15 protein-coding genes and 2 tRNA genes are annotated in these 17,125 nt (G+C 68.8%); 9 read left to right on the top strand and 8 right to left on the bottom strand.

Features of this window, described 5'->3' with window-relative positions; genetic code table 11:
- Window positions 1-28: 28 nt before the first annotated feature.
- Window positions 29-1,303, bottom strand: a complete 1,275-nt coding sequence (gene mshC, locus SPF06_RS06790; RefSeq protein ID WP_323278251.1) for a cysteine--1-D-myo-inosityl 2-amino-2-deoxy-alpha-D-glucopyranoside ligase — start codon at window positions 1,301-1,303, stop codon at window positions 29-31.
- A gap of 64 nt (window positions 1,304-1,367) precedes the next feature.
- Window positions 1,368-1,589: a hypothetical protein gene (locus SPF06_RS06785; RefSeq protein WP_323278250.1), complete on the bottom strand. Its 222-nt coding sequence runs from the start codon at window positions 1,587-1,589 to the stop codon at window positions 1,368-1,370.
- Window positions 1,590-1,676: 87 nt separating this feature from the next.
- On the opposite strand from SPF06_RS06785, the gene SPF06_RS06780 reads away from it, so the two are divergent.
- Entirely contained in the window at window positions 1,677-1,907 is a 231-nt protein-coding gene (locus SPF06_RS06780) for a DUF5703 family protein (protein WP_323278249.1), read from the top strand.
- A 4-nt stretch (window positions 1,908-1,911) separates the two neighbouring features.
- On the opposite strand, the gene SPF06_RS06775 is transcribed toward SPF06_RS06780, so the two are convergent.
- Both SPF06_RS06775 and SPF06_RS06770 read right to left on the bottom strand, forming a co-directional pair.
- A complete protein-coding gene (locus SPF06_RS06775) occupies window positions 1,912-3,072 on the bottom strand; it encodes an acyl-CoA dehydrogenase family protein (RefSeq protein ID WP_323278248.1) in 1,161 nt (386 codons plus the stop codon).
- A gap of 48 nt (window positions 3,073-3,120) precedes the next feature.
- A complete protein-coding gene (locus SPF06_RS06770) occupies window positions 3,121-4,443 on the bottom strand; it encodes a M20/M25/M40 family metallo-hydrolase (protein WP_323278247.1) in 1,323 nt (440 codons plus the stop codon).
- Window positions 4,444-4,606: 163 nt separating this feature from the next.
- Here SPF06_RS06770 and SPF06_RS06765 point away from each other — a divergent pair.
- Window positions 4,607-4,690, top strand: a tRNA-Leu gene (locus SPF06_RS06765).
- A 232-nt stretch (window positions 4,691-4,922) separates the two neighbouring features.
- Window positions 4,923-5,006: transfer RNA gene (locus SPF06_RS06760), tRNA-Leu, on the top strand.
- A 67-nt stretch (window positions 5,007-5,073) separates the two neighbouring features.
- On the opposite strand, the gene SPF06_RS06755 is transcribed toward SPF06_RS06760, so the two are convergent.
- The 3 genes from SPF06_RS06755 to SPF06_RS06745 are packed head-to-tail and all read right to left on the bottom strand — an operon-like array spanning window position 5,074 to window position 8,691.
- Window positions 5,074-6,000 carry a MaoC/PaaZ C-terminal domain-containing protein gene (locus SPF06_RS06755; protein ID WP_323278246.1) on the bottom strand — a complete coding sequence of 309 codons (927 nt, stop codon included), beginning with the start codon at window positions 5,998-6,000 and terminating at the stop codon, window positions 5,074-5,076.
- Window positions 5,997-7,370 (bottom strand): 3-oxoacyl-ACP reductase, encoded by a 1,374-nt coding sequence (locus SPF06_RS06750; RefSeq protein ID WP_323278245.1) that lies wholly within the window; start codon window positions 7,368-7,370, stop codon window positions 5,997-5,999. The genes SPF06_RS06755 and SPF06_RS06750 overlap by 4 nt, the downstream gene beginning before the upstream one ends.
- 19 nt (window positions 7,371-7,389) lie before the next feature.
- Entirely contained in the window at window positions 7,390-8,691 is a 1,302-nt protein-coding gene (locus tag SPF06_RS06745) for an acetyl-CoA C-acetyltransferase (protein ID WP_323278244.1), read from the bottom strand.
- A gap of 95 nt (window positions 8,692-8,786) precedes the next feature.
- On the opposite strand from SPF06_RS06745, the gene SPF06_RS06740 reads away from it, so the two are divergent.
- From SPF06_RS06740 to SPF06_RS06730, 3 genes are all read left to right on the top strand, one after another.
- Window positions 8,787-9,461 carry a TetR/AcrR family transcriptional regulator gene (locus SPF06_RS06740; RefSeq protein WP_323278242.1) on the top strand — a complete coding sequence of 225 codons (675 nt, stop codon included), beginning with the start codon at window positions 8,787-8,789 and terminating at the stop codon, window positions 9,459-9,461.
- The gene (locus tag SPF06_RS06735; protein WP_323278241.1) at window positions 9,458-11,554 is read left to right on the top strand and encodes an acyl-CoA dehydrogenase family protein; all 2,097 of its coding nucleotides are present in this window, start codon (window positions 9,458-9,460) and stop codon (window positions 11,552-11,554) included. Before SPF06_RS06740 ends, SPF06_RS06735 begins: the two co-directional genes overlap by 4 nt.
- A 109-nt stretch (window positions 11,555-11,663) precedes the next feature.
- Window positions 11,664-12,116 carry an Hsp20/alpha crystallin family protein gene (locus SPF06_RS06730; protein ID WP_323278240.1) on the top strand — a complete coding sequence of 151 codons (453 nt, stop codon included), beginning with the start codon at window positions 11,664-11,666 and terminating at the stop codon, window positions 12,114-12,116.
- Between the two features lie 72 nt (window positions 12,117-12,188).
- Here SPF06_RS06730 and glgA read toward each other — a convergent pair whose 3' ends face one another.
- Window positions 12,189-13,385 (bottom strand): glycogen synthase, encoded by a 1,197-nt coding sequence (glgA, locus tag SPF06_RS06725; protein ID WP_323278239.1) that lies wholly within the window; start codon window positions 13,383-13,385, stop codon window positions 12,189-12,191.
- Window positions 13,386-13,445: 60 nt separating this feature from the next.
- On the opposite strand from glgA, the gene glgC reads away from it, so the two are divergent.
- The 3 genes from glgC to SPF06_RS06710 are packed head-to-tail and all read left to right on the top strand — an operon-like array spanning window position 13,446 to window position 17,054.
- Window positions 13,446-14,921: a glucose-1-phosphate adenylyltransferase gene (glgC, locus tag SPF06_RS06720; protein WP_428985720.1), complete on the top strand. Its 1,476-nt coding sequence runs from the start codon at window positions 13,446-13,448 to the stop codon at window positions 14,919-14,921.
- 11 nt (window positions 14,922-14,932) lie between these two features.
- Window positions 14,933-16,402, top strand: a complete 1,470-nt coding sequence (locus SPF06_RS06715; protein WP_323278237.1) for an SDR family oxidoreductase — start codon at window positions 14,933-14,935, stop codon at window positions 16,400-16,402.
- A gap of 43 nt (window positions 16,403-16,445) precedes the next feature.
- On the top strand, window positions 16,446-17,054 hold the full coding sequence (locus tag SPF06_RS06710) for a TetR/AcrR family transcriptional regulator (protein WP_323278236.1): 609 nt from the start codon (window positions 16,446-16,448) through the stop codon (window positions 17,052-17,054).
- Window positions 17,055-17,125: the final 71 nt, after the last annotated feature.

Here is a 17,125-nt window from a genome sequence, read left to right as displayed (position 1 = left end):
GGCCTGCCCTAACGCCGCCTGTGGGGCCTCAGAGGCGGACGCCGAGGAGAGCGTCGAGCGCCGCGGTGACGAGGGCGCCGTCGGCCGGCTCGGAATCGCCGCCCGCGAGGGCATCGTCCGCCCACTTGTCGACGGCAGCGAGCGCGCGGGGCGCGTCGAGATCGTCGGCGAGGGCCTTGCGGATCTCGGCGAGAAGGAGCTCGCCAGATCCCCGCGGCGCCTGCGGGATCGCGTTCCGCCAATGGGCCAACCGTGCCTTCGAGGCATCGAAGAGCTCCGCAGTCCATTCCCAGTCGGAGCGGTAATGGTTGGCGAGGATCGCGAGCCGGACGGCCTGCGGCTCTTCCCCCGCGGCGCGGAGCCGCGAGACGAGCACGAGGTTTCCGAGCGACTTGCTCATCTTCTGACCGTCGAGCCCGACCATGCCCGTGTGGGCGAAATGATGCGCGAGCGGCACGTGGTGCAGCGACCACGCGTGTCCGGCGCCCATCTCGTGATGCGGGAACGCGAGGTCGGAGCCGCCGCCCTGCACCGTGAACGGGGCGGGGAGGAAGCGCTGGGCGATGACTGTGCACTCGATGTGCCAGCCCGGGCGCCCACGCCCCAGAGTTCCGCCGTCCCAATGCGGTTCGCCCAGCCGAGCCTCTCGCCACAGGATCGGATCGAGCGGGCTGTGCTTGCCGGGGCGATCAGGGTCGCCGCCGCGCTCGCCGAAGACCTCGATCATCTCGGCGACGGTGAGGTGGGAGACCTGGCCGAGCCGCCATGCCTCGGGCGAGTCGGCGCGTCGCGTCGCCTCCGTCACGTCGTAGTAGATGTCGCCGTCGGGCTCTCCCTCTGACCCTGCGAGCTGGTAGGCGAGGCCCTCGTCGAGGAGCCTCTCGACCTCTGGGACGATCCACGGAATCGACTCCACAGCGCCGATGTAGTGATCCGGGGGAAGCACGTTGAGCGCTTCCATATCGGTCTGGAAGAGCGCGATCTGCTCCTTCGCGAGGGTTCGCCAGTCGACACCGGTCGCATCCGCCCGCTCGAGGAGGGGGTCGTCGACGTCGGTTGTGTTCTGCACGTAGGCGACGACGCTGCCGGCGTCGCGCCAGACGCGATTGAGCAGGTCGAATGCGACGTACGTCGCGGCGTGTCCGAGGTGGGTCGCGTCGTAGGGGGTGATTCCACACACGTACATCGACTGCTCGGCGGCGGCAGGGATCTCGGCAAGCTCGCTGCGGGCGGAATCCCACAGCCGAATCGAACCGCCCTGACCGGGCAGGGAAGGAACGGGAGCCTGGAGCCAAGTCTTCACCCCACAAGCCTAGTGCCCGAGCGAACGAGCCCTGCAACGCGAAGCCGCGGCGGCAGCTCGCGGCCTAGCCCTCCTCTTCTCCGCCCTCATCGAGAAGATCGATGGGAAGGTCTTCGCCGTAGGCATCGTAGAGCGCGTTGGCATAGGCCTCGAAGGCGTCCGCTACCGCGAAATAGGCCGTCTCGACGGCGGGATCGTCATCTCCGCGGCGCGAGGCCGCAGCCACGAGGTGTTCCTCGAGGGCCGCCGTGAGCGAACTGAGGGCAACGCGCGGGTCGATGCTCATGGCCCCCACGGTAATCTGATTCTGGGGCACTGCCTAGACAGTCCCCACCGCCGAAGGCGGCGTTGGCACACATCAGGAAGCGAGGCCATGAAGGAACGGATCCTCAGCCCGAGTCCTGCCCGCGGGGCACTCAAGGGGCCGTACGAGTATCTCGTGCTGTCCGTCAATCCGGGAGAGTCCCTCGCCGAGGCGCGCCAACGCGTGCGAGAGCACTCCGAATACGGCAAGTGGGAACTCGAACGGAGCCGGCTCTATATGGGCGGCGTCCGCATGTATTGGCTCCGGAGGCGCGTCATGGTCGTCGAAAGGACCGCATAGCACCTCAGTCCTCGAGCGGCCCCAAGAGCGCGTTGGCAACGGTCGCATGAGCCGACTCGGGATCGGACGGGTGGTAGAGGCCAGCGAGCACGTCGCGGTATAGCCGCTGGAGCTCGTGGGAGCGGAAATACCCTCCCCCGCCGCCAACCCGCATCGCGGTGTCGACGACGGACCGTGCCGTCTCCGTCGCCCGGTGCTTGAGCCCGCTGAGCGCGGGGAACCACGCGGGTCCGCGATCGACACACGCATCGACGTCGTCGGCGACCCGCTCAAGCTGCGGAAGGACGCCGTCGAGCTCCATCGCCGCATCGGCGAGCTGCCAGCGGACGTCAGGATCCTTCGCATACGGCCGGCCGCCGTTCTTGAGCGACGTGCGCCGATGTGCCGCCTCGACGCCCAGCGCGAGGGCTCGCTCCGCGATCCCGGTGTATACGGCGGCCAGGAGCGTTTCGAAGACAGCGAAGATTCCGAAGACGAGCAGGTCCGGGTTCGGCCCGACGGGGAGCCGACGGACGATGCGATCGGGCGCCACGCGGACGCCGTCGAGGATCGTCGTGCACGACTGGCTCGCGCGCATGCCCAGGGTGTCCCAGTCGTCGAGATGCCGCCACCCCGGCGTGTCGCGGCGGATGAACCCGTAGACGAGGGCCGGCTCGGGGCCTGAGGTGTCCTTCCCGAAGGTCCCCATGCGGGTCCAGACCGGGGCGAGGCTCGTGAAGACCTTCGTCCCGGTGAGACGGTAGCCGCCCCCGGGCTCGGGATCGGCCGAAGTGACCGAATCGAAGAGGACTGAATCGTTGCCGGCCTCGGAGATCCCGAACGAGAAGACCTCGCCCGCGGCGGCGTCGCCGAGCACGAAGTCCAGTGCCGCATCGCCGCGGTCGCGGAAGACGCGTGCGACGCCGGTCCACACGAGGTGCATGTTGATCCCGAGCGCGGTGGCCGGTGCGGCGGCGGCGAGGCGGCGCTGGAGGCGGACGACGTCGGCCAGGCTGGCGCCCAGCCCACCCGCCTCCCTCGGGACGAACACCTTGAGATAGCCGGCTTCAACGAGTTCATCGAAGTCCTCGCGGAAGAACTCGTTGCGTTCGTCGTAGCCCGGGGCCCGTGAGCGAATGCGCTCGACAAGCTCGTCGGGCAGGACCGTTTCCGGATCGAGATTCACACGCATCCTCTCGTCGCACGCCTGTGCTAGGTGCTCGGGGCGCGGGGATCAGTACGTCGTCAGGAGGCGCCGCAGCACGCGGGCCCCGAACTGGAGCGATGCTGCGGGGACACGCTCATCGACGCCGTGGAACATGCCCGTGAAATCGAGCTCGGCGGGGAGCTGAAGCGGAGCGAATCCGTAGCCCGTGATGCCGAGCCGGCTGAGCGACTTGTTGTCCGTTCCACCGGACAGCGTGTAGGGAAGCACCTTCGCCCCCGGATCCTCTGCCTCGATCGCGCCGACCATCGCGTCCACGAGCGCCCCCTCGAAGGGCGTCTCCAGAGAGACGTCGTGATGGACGTACGCGAGGTCGACGCCGTCGCCCGCAAGTTCCTTGATCTTCTCGAGCACCTGCTCGTCCTGCCCGGGAAGGGTGCGGACATCGACCCGGGCCTCGGCATGCCCCGGAATCACGTTCTCCTTGTAGCCGGCTTTGAGGACGGTCGGGTTGGAGGTGTTCTGCAGGGTCGCGCCCACGAAGCGCGCGAGCGTGCCGAGCTCCTTGAGGAGGATCTCGGGATTGTCCTCGTCGAACGCGATGCCCGTGAGCTCGGTGACGCCGTCGAGGAAACGGCGAGTCGTGTCGGTGAGCTCAATCGGCCATTCGTGGTCTCCGATCCGCGAGACCGCGCGCGCGAGCCGCGTGACCGCATTGTCGGAGTTCGTCTGCGATCCGTGCCCCGCCCGGCCCGTCGCCGTGAGCTTGAGCCATGAGAGGCCCTTTTCCGCCGTCTGCAGCAGGTACGTGCGCTGCCCGCCGATCTCGGCGGAGAATCCGCCCACCTCACTGATCGCCTCCTTGGCGCCGTCGAAGAGTTCCGGGCGGTGGTCCACGGCCCAGCGGGCGCCGTACGTGCCGCCCGCCTCCTCGTCGGCGAACATCGCGATGACGAGGTCACGCCTCGGGCGCGTCCCGGTGCGCTGCAGCTCGCGGACGACCGAGAGGACCATCGCGTCCATGTCCTTCATGTCGACCGCACCGCGCCCCCAGATGAGCCCGTCCTTGAGTTCGGCGGCGAACGGGTCGACGCTCCAGTCCTGTTTTTGGGCCGGGACCACGTCGAGATGCCCGTGGACCACGAGGGCGCTGGCCGTGGGATCCGTTCCTTCGATGCGGGCGACGACGGACGCGCGCCCGGGCGCCGATTCGAAGATCTCCGACGCGAGGCCCACCTCCTCGAGGAGCCCTGCCGTGTATTCGGCCGCTGCCCGCTCCCCCGGGCCCGCGCCGTCGCCGAAGTTGCTCGTGTCGAAGCGGATGAGGTCCTGGCAGATCTGCACCACTTCGTCTTCCGCGCAGAGCACGCTCTCGGCAGGGCGATCGGACATGGGAGTTCCTCCTCGGCATCGACGGTTCGGTGAAGCCAGCCTAGTCCGCGGCGACCCTGGTGGCGGCTGGCTTGCACGATTTCTTCATGGGGCGCGGATCGTGTAGAGTTTTATTCGCTGTCCGGGAGGGAAACGCTTGATGCGAGGCCTCCCGCGACCACCTGCGCGGGTGGCGGAATGGCAGACGCGCTAGCTTGAGGTGCTAGTGCCCGTTTAGGGCGTGGGGGTTCAAGTCCCCCTCCGCGCACTCACTTGATGCCCCGGTCTTCGGACCGGGGCATCTGTCGTCTCAGCGGTACCTTCACCGTGCTCTTGCCCCGGGTTTCCAAGGCCCGAGGGGCCCCCGCGGTCGGGCGACAGCCCGGAACGACGACGACGCGCCGCGCCTCGCCGGGGTGTCATCCGACCACCGGGGATGGTGTAGAGTATCTACTCGTTGCCCCGATGGGAAAAGCAAAAGCGGACCCTCGGAGTCGCCTGCGCGGGTGGCGGAATGGCAGACGCGCTAGCTTGAGGTGCTAGTGCCCGTTTAGGGCGTGGGGGTTCAAGTCCCCCTCCGCGCACGAAAGCCACGACACCCCCCGGTCTTCGGACCGGGGGGTGTCGTGCTCTCCATTTAACCCAGGCACGCTACAAGCGCACGACGCGCCCCGCGAAGTGCCGCCTGCCCGAGGTCGCGTTCCAGCCGACGAAATCGGATCGCTCCCACGCGCCCGCAGCATCAGCCGAATCGGCGATGTTCAAGCACACCCGTGCCGGAAGGAACACGGGCGCTTCGAACGTCACCTCCCAGGCGAACGCGTCGCCTTTCTGCGGACCGACTTCGGCGAGGGCCCGCGACGCCGTGTACATGCCGTGGGCGATCGATCGCCGCATCCCCAGGGCACGCGCCGAGATCGAGCTCAGATGGATCGGATTGAAGTCCCCCGAGACGGCCGCGTACTCGCGTCCGGTCTCGGAGCCAAGCCGCCACAGTGCCGTCGGGAGCGGCGCGCGGAACTCCTCGCGCGGCCCCGCGGCACCAGGCTTGTCGAGCCCCGGCAGGAAGACGCCCTTGGCGAGGTACGTCGACACGCCGCGCCACGCGACGTCGTCGTTCCCGGCGTGCCGCACCTCCACGACGAGCCCCACCTGGGTTCCGGCGCGATGGCCAGCGAGGCCTTCGGCCCAGGCCGTGACCTCAAGCAGGTCGCGATACAACACAGGAGCCCGATACTCGACGCGGTTCCGCACGTGGATCATCCCGAGGAGAGGGAGGGGGAAGTCGTCTCGGGCCATGACGGACATGGCCGCGGGGAAGGCGAGTGCGTGGAGGTAGCCAGCGGGAGCGACGTCGAGCTTCGTCTCGCCAAGGAGTGCTTGGTACTCGGTCATCTTCGCGAGGTCCGGTCGGACGCCGGTCACGTGATGGCGGGCACGGGGAAGGGCAGTGCGCGCCGGTGCCTTCCTCACGAGCTTCTTTGCGGCCTCGCGCGCCGCCTCGACATAGAGCCTGGACAGGGAGGGCATGCCGGGCAGCTCGACGGTCTCGAGCCCCCGGGCGGTCGGCGCGCTCATTGTCCCGGCATGTACTGGCCGCACACGCGCAGCACGGCGCCGGAAATGCCCCCCGCAGCATCCGACGCGAGGAAGGCGATGGCCTCGGCGACGTCCTGCGGCTGCCCGCCTTGCTGCAGAGAGTTGAGGCGCCGCCCGACCTCCCGCATGACGAGGGGGACCTTGGCCGTCATCTCGGTCTCGATGAATCCGGGCGCGACGGCGTTGGCGGTGCCCCCGCGCGCGGCGAGCCGCGCCGCCGTCGACCTCACCATGCCGATGACTCCGGCCTTCGACGCCGCGTAGTTGGTCTGCCCGCGGTTGCCCGCGATGCCGCTCGTCGAGGAGACGGACACAATGCGAGCCCCTGCGCCGAATCGCTCGGACGCCAGAAGCGCCTCGTTGATGCGCAGCTGGGCCGCGATGTTGACCGCGATCACGGAGTTCCACTTGGCGTCGTCCATGTTTGCAAGGAGCTTGTCCCGGGTGATGCCCGCGTTGTGGACGACGATGTCGAGGCGGCCGTGGCGTCCGAGCGCGTGCTCGAGGAGGCGTTCGCCCGCGTCGGGCCGAGTGATGTCGAGCTGGAGCGCCGTGCCCCGAACGTCGTTGGCCACCTTCGCGAGGGCGTCGCCTGCGGCCGGGACATCGACGACAACGACCTTCGCGCCGTCGCGCGCCATCGTCCGGGCGATCGCGGCGCCGATCCCCCGAGCCGCGCCGGTGACCACCGCGACCTTTCCGTCGAGCGGTCGCTCGGGATCCACGGGCAGCTCTCCGTCCGCTGAGCCGACGGTGAGGAATTGGCCGTCCACAAACGCCGATCTGCCCGACAGGAGGAAGCGCAAGGCGCCGAGTACGCTCGGCGCGCCCGCGTCCACGCCGTCCGCGAGCAGGATGCCGTTGCCCGTCGAGCCGGCGCGCAGCTCCTTCGCGAGCGAACGCAGGGTGCCCTCGACGCCTTGCCGCGCCGCGGCGAGCGCAGGTTCGTCGGCGGACGACGCACGGCGGGACACTGTGATGACCCTGCCGCACCCGGCGAGCGAGCGAAGAGCCTTGCCCGCAGCGAGCACCGGCGCGCTCAGGTCCTCGGGCCGTTCGATCGCATCGAGGGCGAGGACGATCGCTTCGAGCTTCGCCCCGCCGGCACCGTCGGCGGCACCGTGAGTCGATTCGCCGTCGTCCGCCGCTCGCCGCACCTCGACGCCCCAGGCCTCAAGAGCGGTCCCGAGCGTCTCGGCCGCCGGGCCCGAGCCGATCACGAGCACCGGGCCGGGCAGCTGCTCGCCCTGGGCGTACCTGCGCAGCTCGACGGGCTGCGGGAGGCCCAGACGCTTGGCGAGGTCGCGGCCCCAGCCGTGGCCCACGAACGCCGTGTACTTGTCCGTCATGCCGTCTCCCCCGTCTTCCTCAGCGGGCCTCGAGCACGGCCGCGACGCCGAGGCCGCCTGCCGCGCACACCGAGATGAGCCCGCGCGCGGGACGACCGCTCACCTCGCCGCGCTCGTGCAGCTGCTTCGCGAGCGAGGCCACGATGCGCCCGCCCGTCGCGGCGAACGGATGGCCGGCGGCCAGCGAGGAGCCATTGACGTTGAGCTTGGCCCGGTCCACCTTGCCGAGCGCACCGTCGAGGCCGAGGCGTTCGCGGCAGAAGTCCTCGTCCTCCCATGCGGCGAGATGCGAGAGGACCGTTCCGGCAAACGCCTCATGGAACTCGAAGTAGTCGAAGTCCTCGAACGCGAGCCCAAGCCTGCCGAGAAGACGCGCGACGGCGAAGACGGGCGCCATCAGGAGACCGTCTTTGCCATGGACGAAGTCCACGGCGGCGGCCTCGCCGTCGACGACGTCGGCGAGAATCGGCAGGCCGCGGGACGAGGCCCAGTCCTCCGAGGCGAGAAGCACCGTCGAGGCGCCGTCGGTGAGCGGCGTCGAGTTGCCTGCGGTCATCGTCGCGCGGTCGCCAAGCTGGCGCCCGAAGACAGTCTTGAGCGAGGCGAGCTTCTCGAGGGACGTATCGGCGCGGAGATTGCCGTCCCGCACGAGGCCACGGTACGGGGTCAGCAGATCGTCGAAGAACCCGCGATCGAAGGCCTCCGCGAGATTGCGATGGCTTACGAGCGCAAGCTCGTCCTGGGCCTCGCGCGTGATCTTCCACTGGGCGGTCGTCAGGGCCTGGTGCTCGCCCATCGAGAGCCCCGTGCGGGGCTCGTTCGTGCCCGGCGCAACGGGGGCCACGTCCTTGGGCCTGATCTTCGAGACGGCCTTGAGCTTCTGCTGGAGGGTCTTGGCGCGGTGGAGTTCAAGCACGGCGTGGCGCAGCCCCTCGCTCACAACGATTGGCGCGTCCGACGCGCTGTCGACGCCGCCTGCGATGGCCGATTCGATGCGGCCCAGCTTGATCTTGTCCGAGAGGCCGAGCACCGTCTCGAGACCCGTCGCGCACGCCTGCTGGACGTCGTAGGCGGGGGTCTCGGGAGAGAGCGTCGAGCCGAGCACGGCCTCCCGCGTGAGGTTGAAATCCCGCGAGTGCTTGAGCACTGCGCCCGCCGCGACCTCGCCGATGCGCTCGTCCTGCAGTCCGTACCGCGCGACGAGCCCATCGAGGGCCGCCGTGAGCATGTCGAGGTTCGAGCTCATCGCGTAGGCGCCGTTGGCGCGGGCGAACGGGATCCGGTTGCCGCCGACGACGACGGCCTTGCGCAAGGTGGACATCTTGCCTCCGTGGGGTGTGGGTCATCTGGGTGGGGAACGAACTGCCCCTGTGAGCTGAGTTACTGATACCAAGCGTACCTGATACGCTGGGTATCGTGAATCTCCCCCAAAATGCCGAGCAGCAAGGCATCGACGGCCGCAGCGCGCGGTGGGCCGCCCACCGTGAGGAACGGCGACACGAGCTCATCCGTTCGGCGCGCCGTGCCGTGCACCGACTCGGTCCCGAAGTGCCGATGGAGGAGATCGCCACGGCCGCCGGAACGTCAAAGTCGGTCTTCTACCGCTACTTCGGGGACAAGGCCGGGCTGCAGGCGGCCATGGGCGAGATGGTGCTCGCGCAGATGCAGTCCCGGATCGCCGATGCCGCTCGTGCGGCGCAGACGCCGCACGAGGGGCTGCGGGCGATGGTGTCCGCCTACCTCGGCATGGCGGCGAGCTCGCCCAATGTCTATGAGTTCGTCACGCGCGTCCCGTCCGGCGAGCCAGCCGACGCGCAAGCCGGCGCGGCGCTCGGGAACTTCTTCGACGCCGTCGGCCGCATGATCGAGGAGCCCATGCAGCGGCTCCTCGCACCGGGCCGCCACGCGACGATCGCCTTCTGGCCCGCTGCGGCCATCGGACTCGTGCGCGCGGCCGGCGAGCGCTGGCTCGAAACCCCCGAAACCTCTCGCAAGCCCACCCTCGACTCGATGGCCACGATGATCGCTGACTGGCTGTTTGCCGGCATCTCGGCCGAGGCGGACCCGATCCCCACCAAGGAGCAGCCATGACTGAAGTCGCTTCCGAGACCGTCGCCACGGCGGGCGAGCCCGCGGACGAGCCCTTTGCCGTCGAACCGGCGGCCGGCGAGCGCGTCGACGTCGCGTCCCTCGCCGAACAGCTCCTCGGGGGCTGGGCCGAAACGCGGCGCGTGGCGCGCGAGCTCGCGGGGCGTCCCGAGCTCCACAAGCTCGAAGGCCTCACGTACCGTGAGCACCGCCAGCGGGTTTTCGGCCAGCTCAAGTACCTCGTGGACCACAAGGCCGTGCATCGGGCCTTCCCCCGCGAGCTCGGCGGGAACGAGGACCACGGAGGTAACATCGCCGGATTCGAGGAACTGGTCACGGCGGACCCCTCGCTCCAGATCAAGGCGGGCGTGCAGTGGGGTCTCTTCGGCGCGGCGGTCCTGCACCTCGGCACGGAGACCCACCACGAGAAGTGGCTTCCCGGAATCATGTCGCTCGAGGTGCCGGGCTGCTTCGCGATGACGGAGATCGGACACGGCTCGGATGTCGCGAGCATCGCGACGACGGCTACGTACGACCCCGAAACCGAGGAATTCGTCATCCACACGCCGTTCAAGGCTGCCTGGAAGGAATTCATCGGGAACGCGGCCAACGACGGCCTCGCGGCCGTCGTGTTCGCCCAGCTCGTCACGAAGAACGTCAACCACGGCGTCCATGCGTTCTACGTCCCGCTGCGCGATCCCGACACGAAGGATTTCCTTCCCGGGGTGGGCGGCCAGGACGACGGCGTCAAGGGCGGCCTCAACGGTATCGACAACGGGCGCCTCCACTTCGACCGGGTCCGCGTTCCGCGGGCCAACCTCCTGAACCGGTACGGTGCCGTGGCCCCCGACGGCACCTACTCCTCCCCCATCTCGAGCCCCGGGCGGCGCTTCTTCACGATGCTCGGAACCCTCGTCCAGGGGCGCGTCTCGCTCGACGGCGCCGCGACGGCGGCCTCGAAGCTCGCCCTCACGGCGGCGATCCGGTACGCGGCGGAGCGCCGGCAGTTCAACGCGTCCTCGGACACGGCGGAAGAGGTGCTTCTCGACTACCAGCGGCACCAGCGCCGGCTGCTGCCGCGGCTCGCCTCCGCCTATGCGATGAGCTTCGCCCACGAGCAGCTCTTGAAGAAGTTCGACGACGTGTTCTCGGGGATTGCAGATTCCGACGAGGACCGTCAAGAGCTCGAGACCCTCGCGGCGGCCCTCAAGCCGCTCGCGACGTGGAACGCCCTCGACATCCTCCAGGAGTGCCGCGAAGCCTGCGGCGGCGCGGGCTTCATCATGGAGAACCGCTTTGCCTCGCTTCGCGCAGACCTCGACATCTACGTGACCTTTGAGGGCGACAACAATGTTCTCCTCCAGCTCGTCGCCAAGCGCCTCCTCAATGACTACGCGAAGGAATTCAGGAGCCTGGGCGTCGGAGCACTTGCGAAGTTCGCCCTCGGCCAGGCGGCCGGTGTGGCGTACAAGACCGGGCTCGGCGCCGTCGCCCAGTTCGTTCGGGACAGCGGCCGCGCCGAGCGCGCCGCCCTGGCCCTCCGGGACGAAGACACCCAGCGGCTGCTCCTTGCCGACCGGGTGCAGACGATGGTCGCCCAGGTTGCGCAGGCGCTGCATGGGGCCAACAGGCTTCCGCAGGCCGAAGCGGCCGCCCGGTTCAACCAGCACCAGAACGAGCTCATCGAGGCGGCACGTGCTCATGCCGAGCTCCTCCAGTGGGAGGCGTTCACGGAGGCGCTCGACGAGGTCGGCGACCCGGGCACGAAGAAGATCCTGACGTGGCTGCGGGACCTCTTCGGCCTCTCCCTCATCGAGAAGCACCTCGCGTGGTACCTCATGAACGGGCGCCTGAGCATGCAGCGCGGGCGCACCGTCGGCGGGTACATCAACCGGCTCCTCGCGCGGCTCCGTCCCCACGCGCTCGATCTCGTCGACGCGTTCGGCTACGGCCCCGAGCATGTGCGCGCGCCGATCGCCGCAGGCGGCGAGGCCGAGCGCCAGGCCGAGGCCGCAGAGCATTACGCGGCGCTGCGCGCATCGGGTCAGGCACCCCGGCTCGAGAAGCACGCGAAGTCCGCCACGGCCGACGCCTGAGCGTTCGCTCAGGGCCGTGTTCGCGCGCCTTCCACGGTCGCCGCAGCCGGGTCTAGCCTGAGGGCAGGACCCGGCCACCGGGACCGGGCAGACTTGCGAGGAGGATGCCATGGGTGGCGAAGGATGGGCGCGCAGGGGGCCGTGGGACATGCCAGTGCCGCCGCCGTTCCGCCGCTTCGGATTCCCGGAGCACGTCCGCCGATTCATGGAGGGCGACTGGGACACCGGGTGGTTGCGGGTCGAGGAGTTCCGCGAAGGCGAGACGTACGTTGTCCGGGCCGAGATCCCCGGGATCGATCCAGAGCGGGACATCGAGGTCACGGTTCGCGACGGCGAGCTGAACATCCGAGCCGAGCGCCAGGAGGACAGCGAGAACGCCGCCAAGGAGGGCTATCGCTCGGAGTTCCGCTACGGTTCGTTCTCCCGCACGGTCCAGCTTCCGCGAAACACGAGGCAGGAGGACATCAAGGCCAGCTATCAGGACGGCGTTCTTGAAGTCCGCATCCCCGCGGCGCCCGAAGGCGGACCCGGGCCAACCAGGATCAACGTGAGCCGAGACTGACCCTGGCGACCGACGACGACGGCGGGCGGCCCGCGGTGAGCGCCCGCCGTCGTCGTTCGCTGGGCCTTGCGGCTAGGCGAGGACCGAGCTGTAGACCTCGAGCGTCGCCTTGCCGATGCTGTCCCATGAGAAGCTCTGCTCGGCCCTGGCACGGCCGGCCTTGCCCATCGCCCGCGCCCTCGCGGGATCCGAGACGACCTCGGTCAGGGCAGCCGCGAAATCGCCCACGAACTTCTCCGGGTCGAGAGGGGTGCCCGTCCCGTCTGTGACCTGCTCGATGGGGACGAGGAGGCCCGTGGTCCCGTGGTCGACGACCTCGGGAATGCCCCCGGTCGCCGTCGCGACGACGGCCGCGCCGCACGCCATCGCCTCGAGATTCACGATGCCGAGCGGCTCGTAGATGCTCGGGCATGCGAAGGCGGTCGCATGGCTCAGGACCTGGATGAGCTCCGCACGCGGGAGCATCCGCTCGATGAGGACGACGCCCTCGCGCTCGGCCTTGAGTCCGTCGATGAGGGCCGCGGTCTCCTTGGCCAGCTCGGGCGTGTCCGCCGCGCCCAGGCACAGGACGAGCTGGACGTCCGACGGGAGCTTGGCCGCCGCGCGGAGGAGATACGGCACGCCCTTCTGACGCGTGTTGCGGCCGACGAACACGACCGACGGCTTGTCGGGATCGATGCCGAGGGCGCGCACGTGGTCGGTGCCCTCGTCGCGGCCCCACAGGGAGACGTCGATGCCGTTGTGGACCACGCGGACCTTCGCGGGGTCGACCTCGGGGTAACAGCGCAGGATGTCGTCGCGCATGCCGTGGGACACCGCGATGATGGCCGAAGCAGCCTCATAGGCCGTCTTCTCGACCCACGAGGAGAGCCGGTAGCCGCCGCCCAGCTGCTCGGCCTTCCACGGCCGAAGCGGCTCGAGGCTGTGCGCGCTCAGCACATGGGGAATGCCGTAGAGGATCGACGCGATGTGCCCGGCAAAGTTCGCGTACCACGTGTGCGAATGGACCACGTCCGCGCCCGAGACCTCCGGGATGATGTCGACGTCGATCCCGAGGGTCTGGAGCGCTGCGTTAGCGCCGGCGAGCTGGGGCGGAACCTGATGGGACGTGATCGTCGCGCCGTCGACGGTCGCTTCGCGGGGCGCACCGAAGGCATGGACCCTGAGATCGACCTCGCGGGCAAGGACCCTGCTGAGCTCAGCGACATGCACCCCCGCGCCACCATAGATCTCCGGGGGAAATTCTTTGGTCACAATGTCAATTCGCACGGGACCAACGTAGTCGGTGACGGGTTGGTGATCTAGTGTGAACCCCGTGGCAATCCTCCGATGACGGAGGGTGCCGTCCAGTCCGGAACAACGGAAGACGGGGGTTGCGCAATGGCGCCCAAACGAGTGTTAGCAATCGTCTTGGCCGGCGGGGAGGGGAAGCGGCTCATGCCGCTTACCGCGGACCGCGCCAAACCGGCCGTGCCGTTCGCGGGCTCGTATCGACTCATCGACTTCGCGCTCTCGAACCTCGTGAATTCCGGGTATCGGCACATCGTCGTCCTCACGCAGTACAAATCCCACAGCCTCGACCGCCACATTTCCGAAACGTGGCGGCTTTCGACGCTTCTGCAGAACTATGTCGCATCGGTTCCGGCCCAGCAGCGCGTCGGCAAGAGCTGGTTCCTCGGCAGCGCCAATGCGATCTACCAGTCCCTCAACCTCATCCAGGACGACCAGCCGGACATCGTCGTCGTCGTCGGCGCGGACCACGTCTACCGGATGGACTTCGACCAGATGGTCCAGGCGCACATCGCCTCCGGAGCCAAGGCGACCGTTGCCGCCGTGCGGCAGCCGCTCAGCATGGCGAACCAGTTCGGCGTGATCGAGACGGACGCGGTCGACCCCGGCAAGATCGCCGCCTTCGTCGAGAAGCCGCCGACGACGCCGGGCCTCCCCGACGCCCCCGACCAGTTCCTCGCCTCGATGGGCAACTACGTCTTCGACTCCGATGCCCTCGTCGAGGCGCTCAAGCGCGACGCCGAGCGGCTCGACACGAAGCACGACATGGGCGGGGACATCGTGCCCTACTTCGTCGAGCGCGGCGAGGCAGGGGTCTACGACTTCACGCAGAACGAGATCCTGGGCTCGACCGAACGGGACCGGACGTACTGGCGCGATGTGGGCACGATCGACTCCTTCTACGACGCCCACATGGACCTCATCTCGCCGCTTCCTGTCTTCAACCTCTACAACTCGAAGTGGCCGATCTACACCCGACAGAGCGTCTCCCCGCCCGCGAAGTTCGTGCGCGGCGTGGGCGGCCGGGTTGGCTCGGCGCTCGATTCGATCGTCTCGAGCGGCGTGGTGGTGACCGGCGGTTCGGTCGAGGGATCGGTGCTGTCGCACGATGTGCGCGTCAACGCGGGCGCGCGCATCCTCGATTCGGTCCTCATGGATGGCTGCCTCATCGGCGAAGGAGCGGTCATCAATCGGGCGATCCTCGACAAGAATGTCGTGGTTCCTGCGGGTGCCACGGTCGGCCTCGACGCGAAGCTCGACAAGGCGCGCGGCTTCCAGGTCACCGATTCCGGCATCACGGTCCTCGCCAAGGGCCAGCACGTGCCCGAGCCGGAGGACGACGAACGCAAGCTCGCGGCTGCCTGGGCTTCCAAGCACCCGGCCGACTTCGAAGACCACGCCCTCGCGGCGGCGGCCGACGGCGCGCGGGCCAGCGCAGCGGCCGCCGATCCTGACGCAGACGAGGAAGAGGAGCAGTCGTCCGTGGAGGACGCAGCGGAGGTCCAGCCTCGGTAGACTAGGAGGCCATGAGCTCCACCGATTCCGCGTCCTCCGAGGATCTGACCCCGGAGGAAGTCCAAGCTTGCCTCAAAGTGCTCGGGAAGATCCATGAGTACGACGAGGAGCACCCCGACTTCGTCGCCGTGCGGCGCGCCACGGGCAAGATGTTCAAGGCACACCGGCGCTTCACGCGAACCCAGAAGCGGGATGCCATCGCCGAGGCAGACCGCGCCGTCATCGCGCAGACCGCAACGGCGGCCCCGGATCGGATTGACGACGAAACCAAGGGCAACAAGCTCAAGCCCTCGGCGACCGGAGAGGTCGCCGGGCACCTCCTCAAGCCACGTGCGTGCTATATCTGCAAGCAGCCGTACACGCAGGTGGACGCCTTCTACCACCAGCTGTGCCCTGAGTGCGCCGCGTTCAGCCACGCGAAGCGCGACGCGCGCACGGATCTGACCGGTCGGCGCGCCCTCCTCACGGGAGGGCGCGCCAAGATCGGGATGTACATCGCGCTCCGGCTCCTCCGCGACGGCGCCCATACGACGATCACGACTCGCTTCCCGAAGGACGCGGCTCGGCGGTTCGCCGCAATGGAGGACAGCGGCGAGTGGATGCACCGCCTGCGGATCGTGGGCATCGACCTGCGCGATCCCTCGCAGGTGATCTCACTCGCCGACTCGGTCGACGCCGAAGGCCCGCTCGACATCATCATCAACAACGCCGCGCAGACCGTGCGCCGCTCCCCCACCGCGTACCGCCCGCTCGTCGACGCGGAAGACGAGCCACTCCCAGCCGCACTGCTTGCGTCCAACGGCGGTCCGGAGCTGCTCACGTTCGGCCACGCCCACGACCGCCACCCGCTCTCGATCGCCGGGAGCGTCACCGGGCACCCCGTGCTCGCGCCCGATGCCGTCACGGCCCTCGCGCTCTCGACGGGCTCCGCCTCGCTTGAGCGCATCGAGGCCGGCACGGCAATCGACGCGGGCGGCCTCGTGCCTGACCTCGCGACCATCAACTCATGGACTCAGGTGGTGGACCAAGTCGATCCCCTCGAGCTGCTCGAAGTCCAGCTCTGCAATGTCACGGCGCCCTTCCTCCTGATCAGCCGGCTGCGCGACGCCATGAGGCGTTCGACGGCGCGCCGCAAGTATGTTGTGAACGTCTCCGCCATGGAGGGCCAATTCGGGCGCAAATACAAAGGCCCCGGGCATCCGCACACGAACATGGCGAAAGCGTCGCTCAACATGCTCACCCGGACGAGCGCGGGCGAGATGTTCACGAGCGACCAGATCCTCATGACGGCCGTCGACACGGGCTGGATCACCGACGAACGCCCGCACTACACCAAGGTCCGGCTCGCAGACGAGGGCTTCCACGCTCCGCTCGATCTCGTGGACGGTGCCGCCCGCGTCTACGATCCGATCGTCATGGGCGAGGCAGGGACCGACCTCTACGGGGTCTTCCTCAAGGACTACAAGCCCTCGCCCTGGTGATCGTCTCCGCGTCCGGCGCCCCCGGCGCTCCTACGATGGTCGGGTGACGACAACTCCCGACCACGAAGCCGCGGGGCGCCGCTCGCACGCCAAGGGCGAGGCGCGGCGCCGCCAGATCCTCGAGAGCGCGATCGAGCTCTTCGCCGAGCGGGGAGTGGACGCCGCGTCCCTGCGCACGATCGGTGAGGCGATCGGCGTTTCCCACACGGCCCTGCGCCATTACTTCGCCTCGCGGGACGACCTCCTGATCGAGGTCTACCGTGCCCACGAGGCCAGCACCTCGGAGAGCCTCGCAGACGTGGATGGCGATCCCGTCCTGGCCATGGCCGAGACGGCGGAGCGGAATCGCTCGATCCCCGGCCTCGTGCAGCTCTACACGACGCTCACGACGGACGCCCTCCAAGAGCAGCATCCCCAGACGCAGGACTTCGTGCGCGGGCGATTCCGGGCGCTGCGCAGCAGCATCGCGGCCAAGATCGCGGCGGCCCAAGAGGCAGGCGAATTGGCCGCAGACTTCCCGCCCGAGGACGTCGCGGCCCTCATCATCGCGGCGTCCGATGGCCTCCAAGTCCAGTGGCTGCTCGACCCCGAGGCTATCGACGTGGGCCGCATCCTGTCCCTTCTCGGACGGCTCATGCCCGAGCGCCCGTAGGGCAAGGCTCCTTTCGGCTCCGGGCTCTTGCGCTTCACTGCGGAGCTCCAGCTACCATCGATGCAGAAACT

It is taken from the genome of Sinomonas terricola (assembly GCF_034931225.1).
Classification (GTDB): domain Bacteria; phylum Actinomycetota; class Actinomycetes; order Actinomycetales; family Micrococcaceae; genus Sinomonas; species Sinomonas terricola.
Note: the sequence above shows the minus strand (reverse complement) of the source record. Positions and strands in the feature narration are given on the sequence as shown.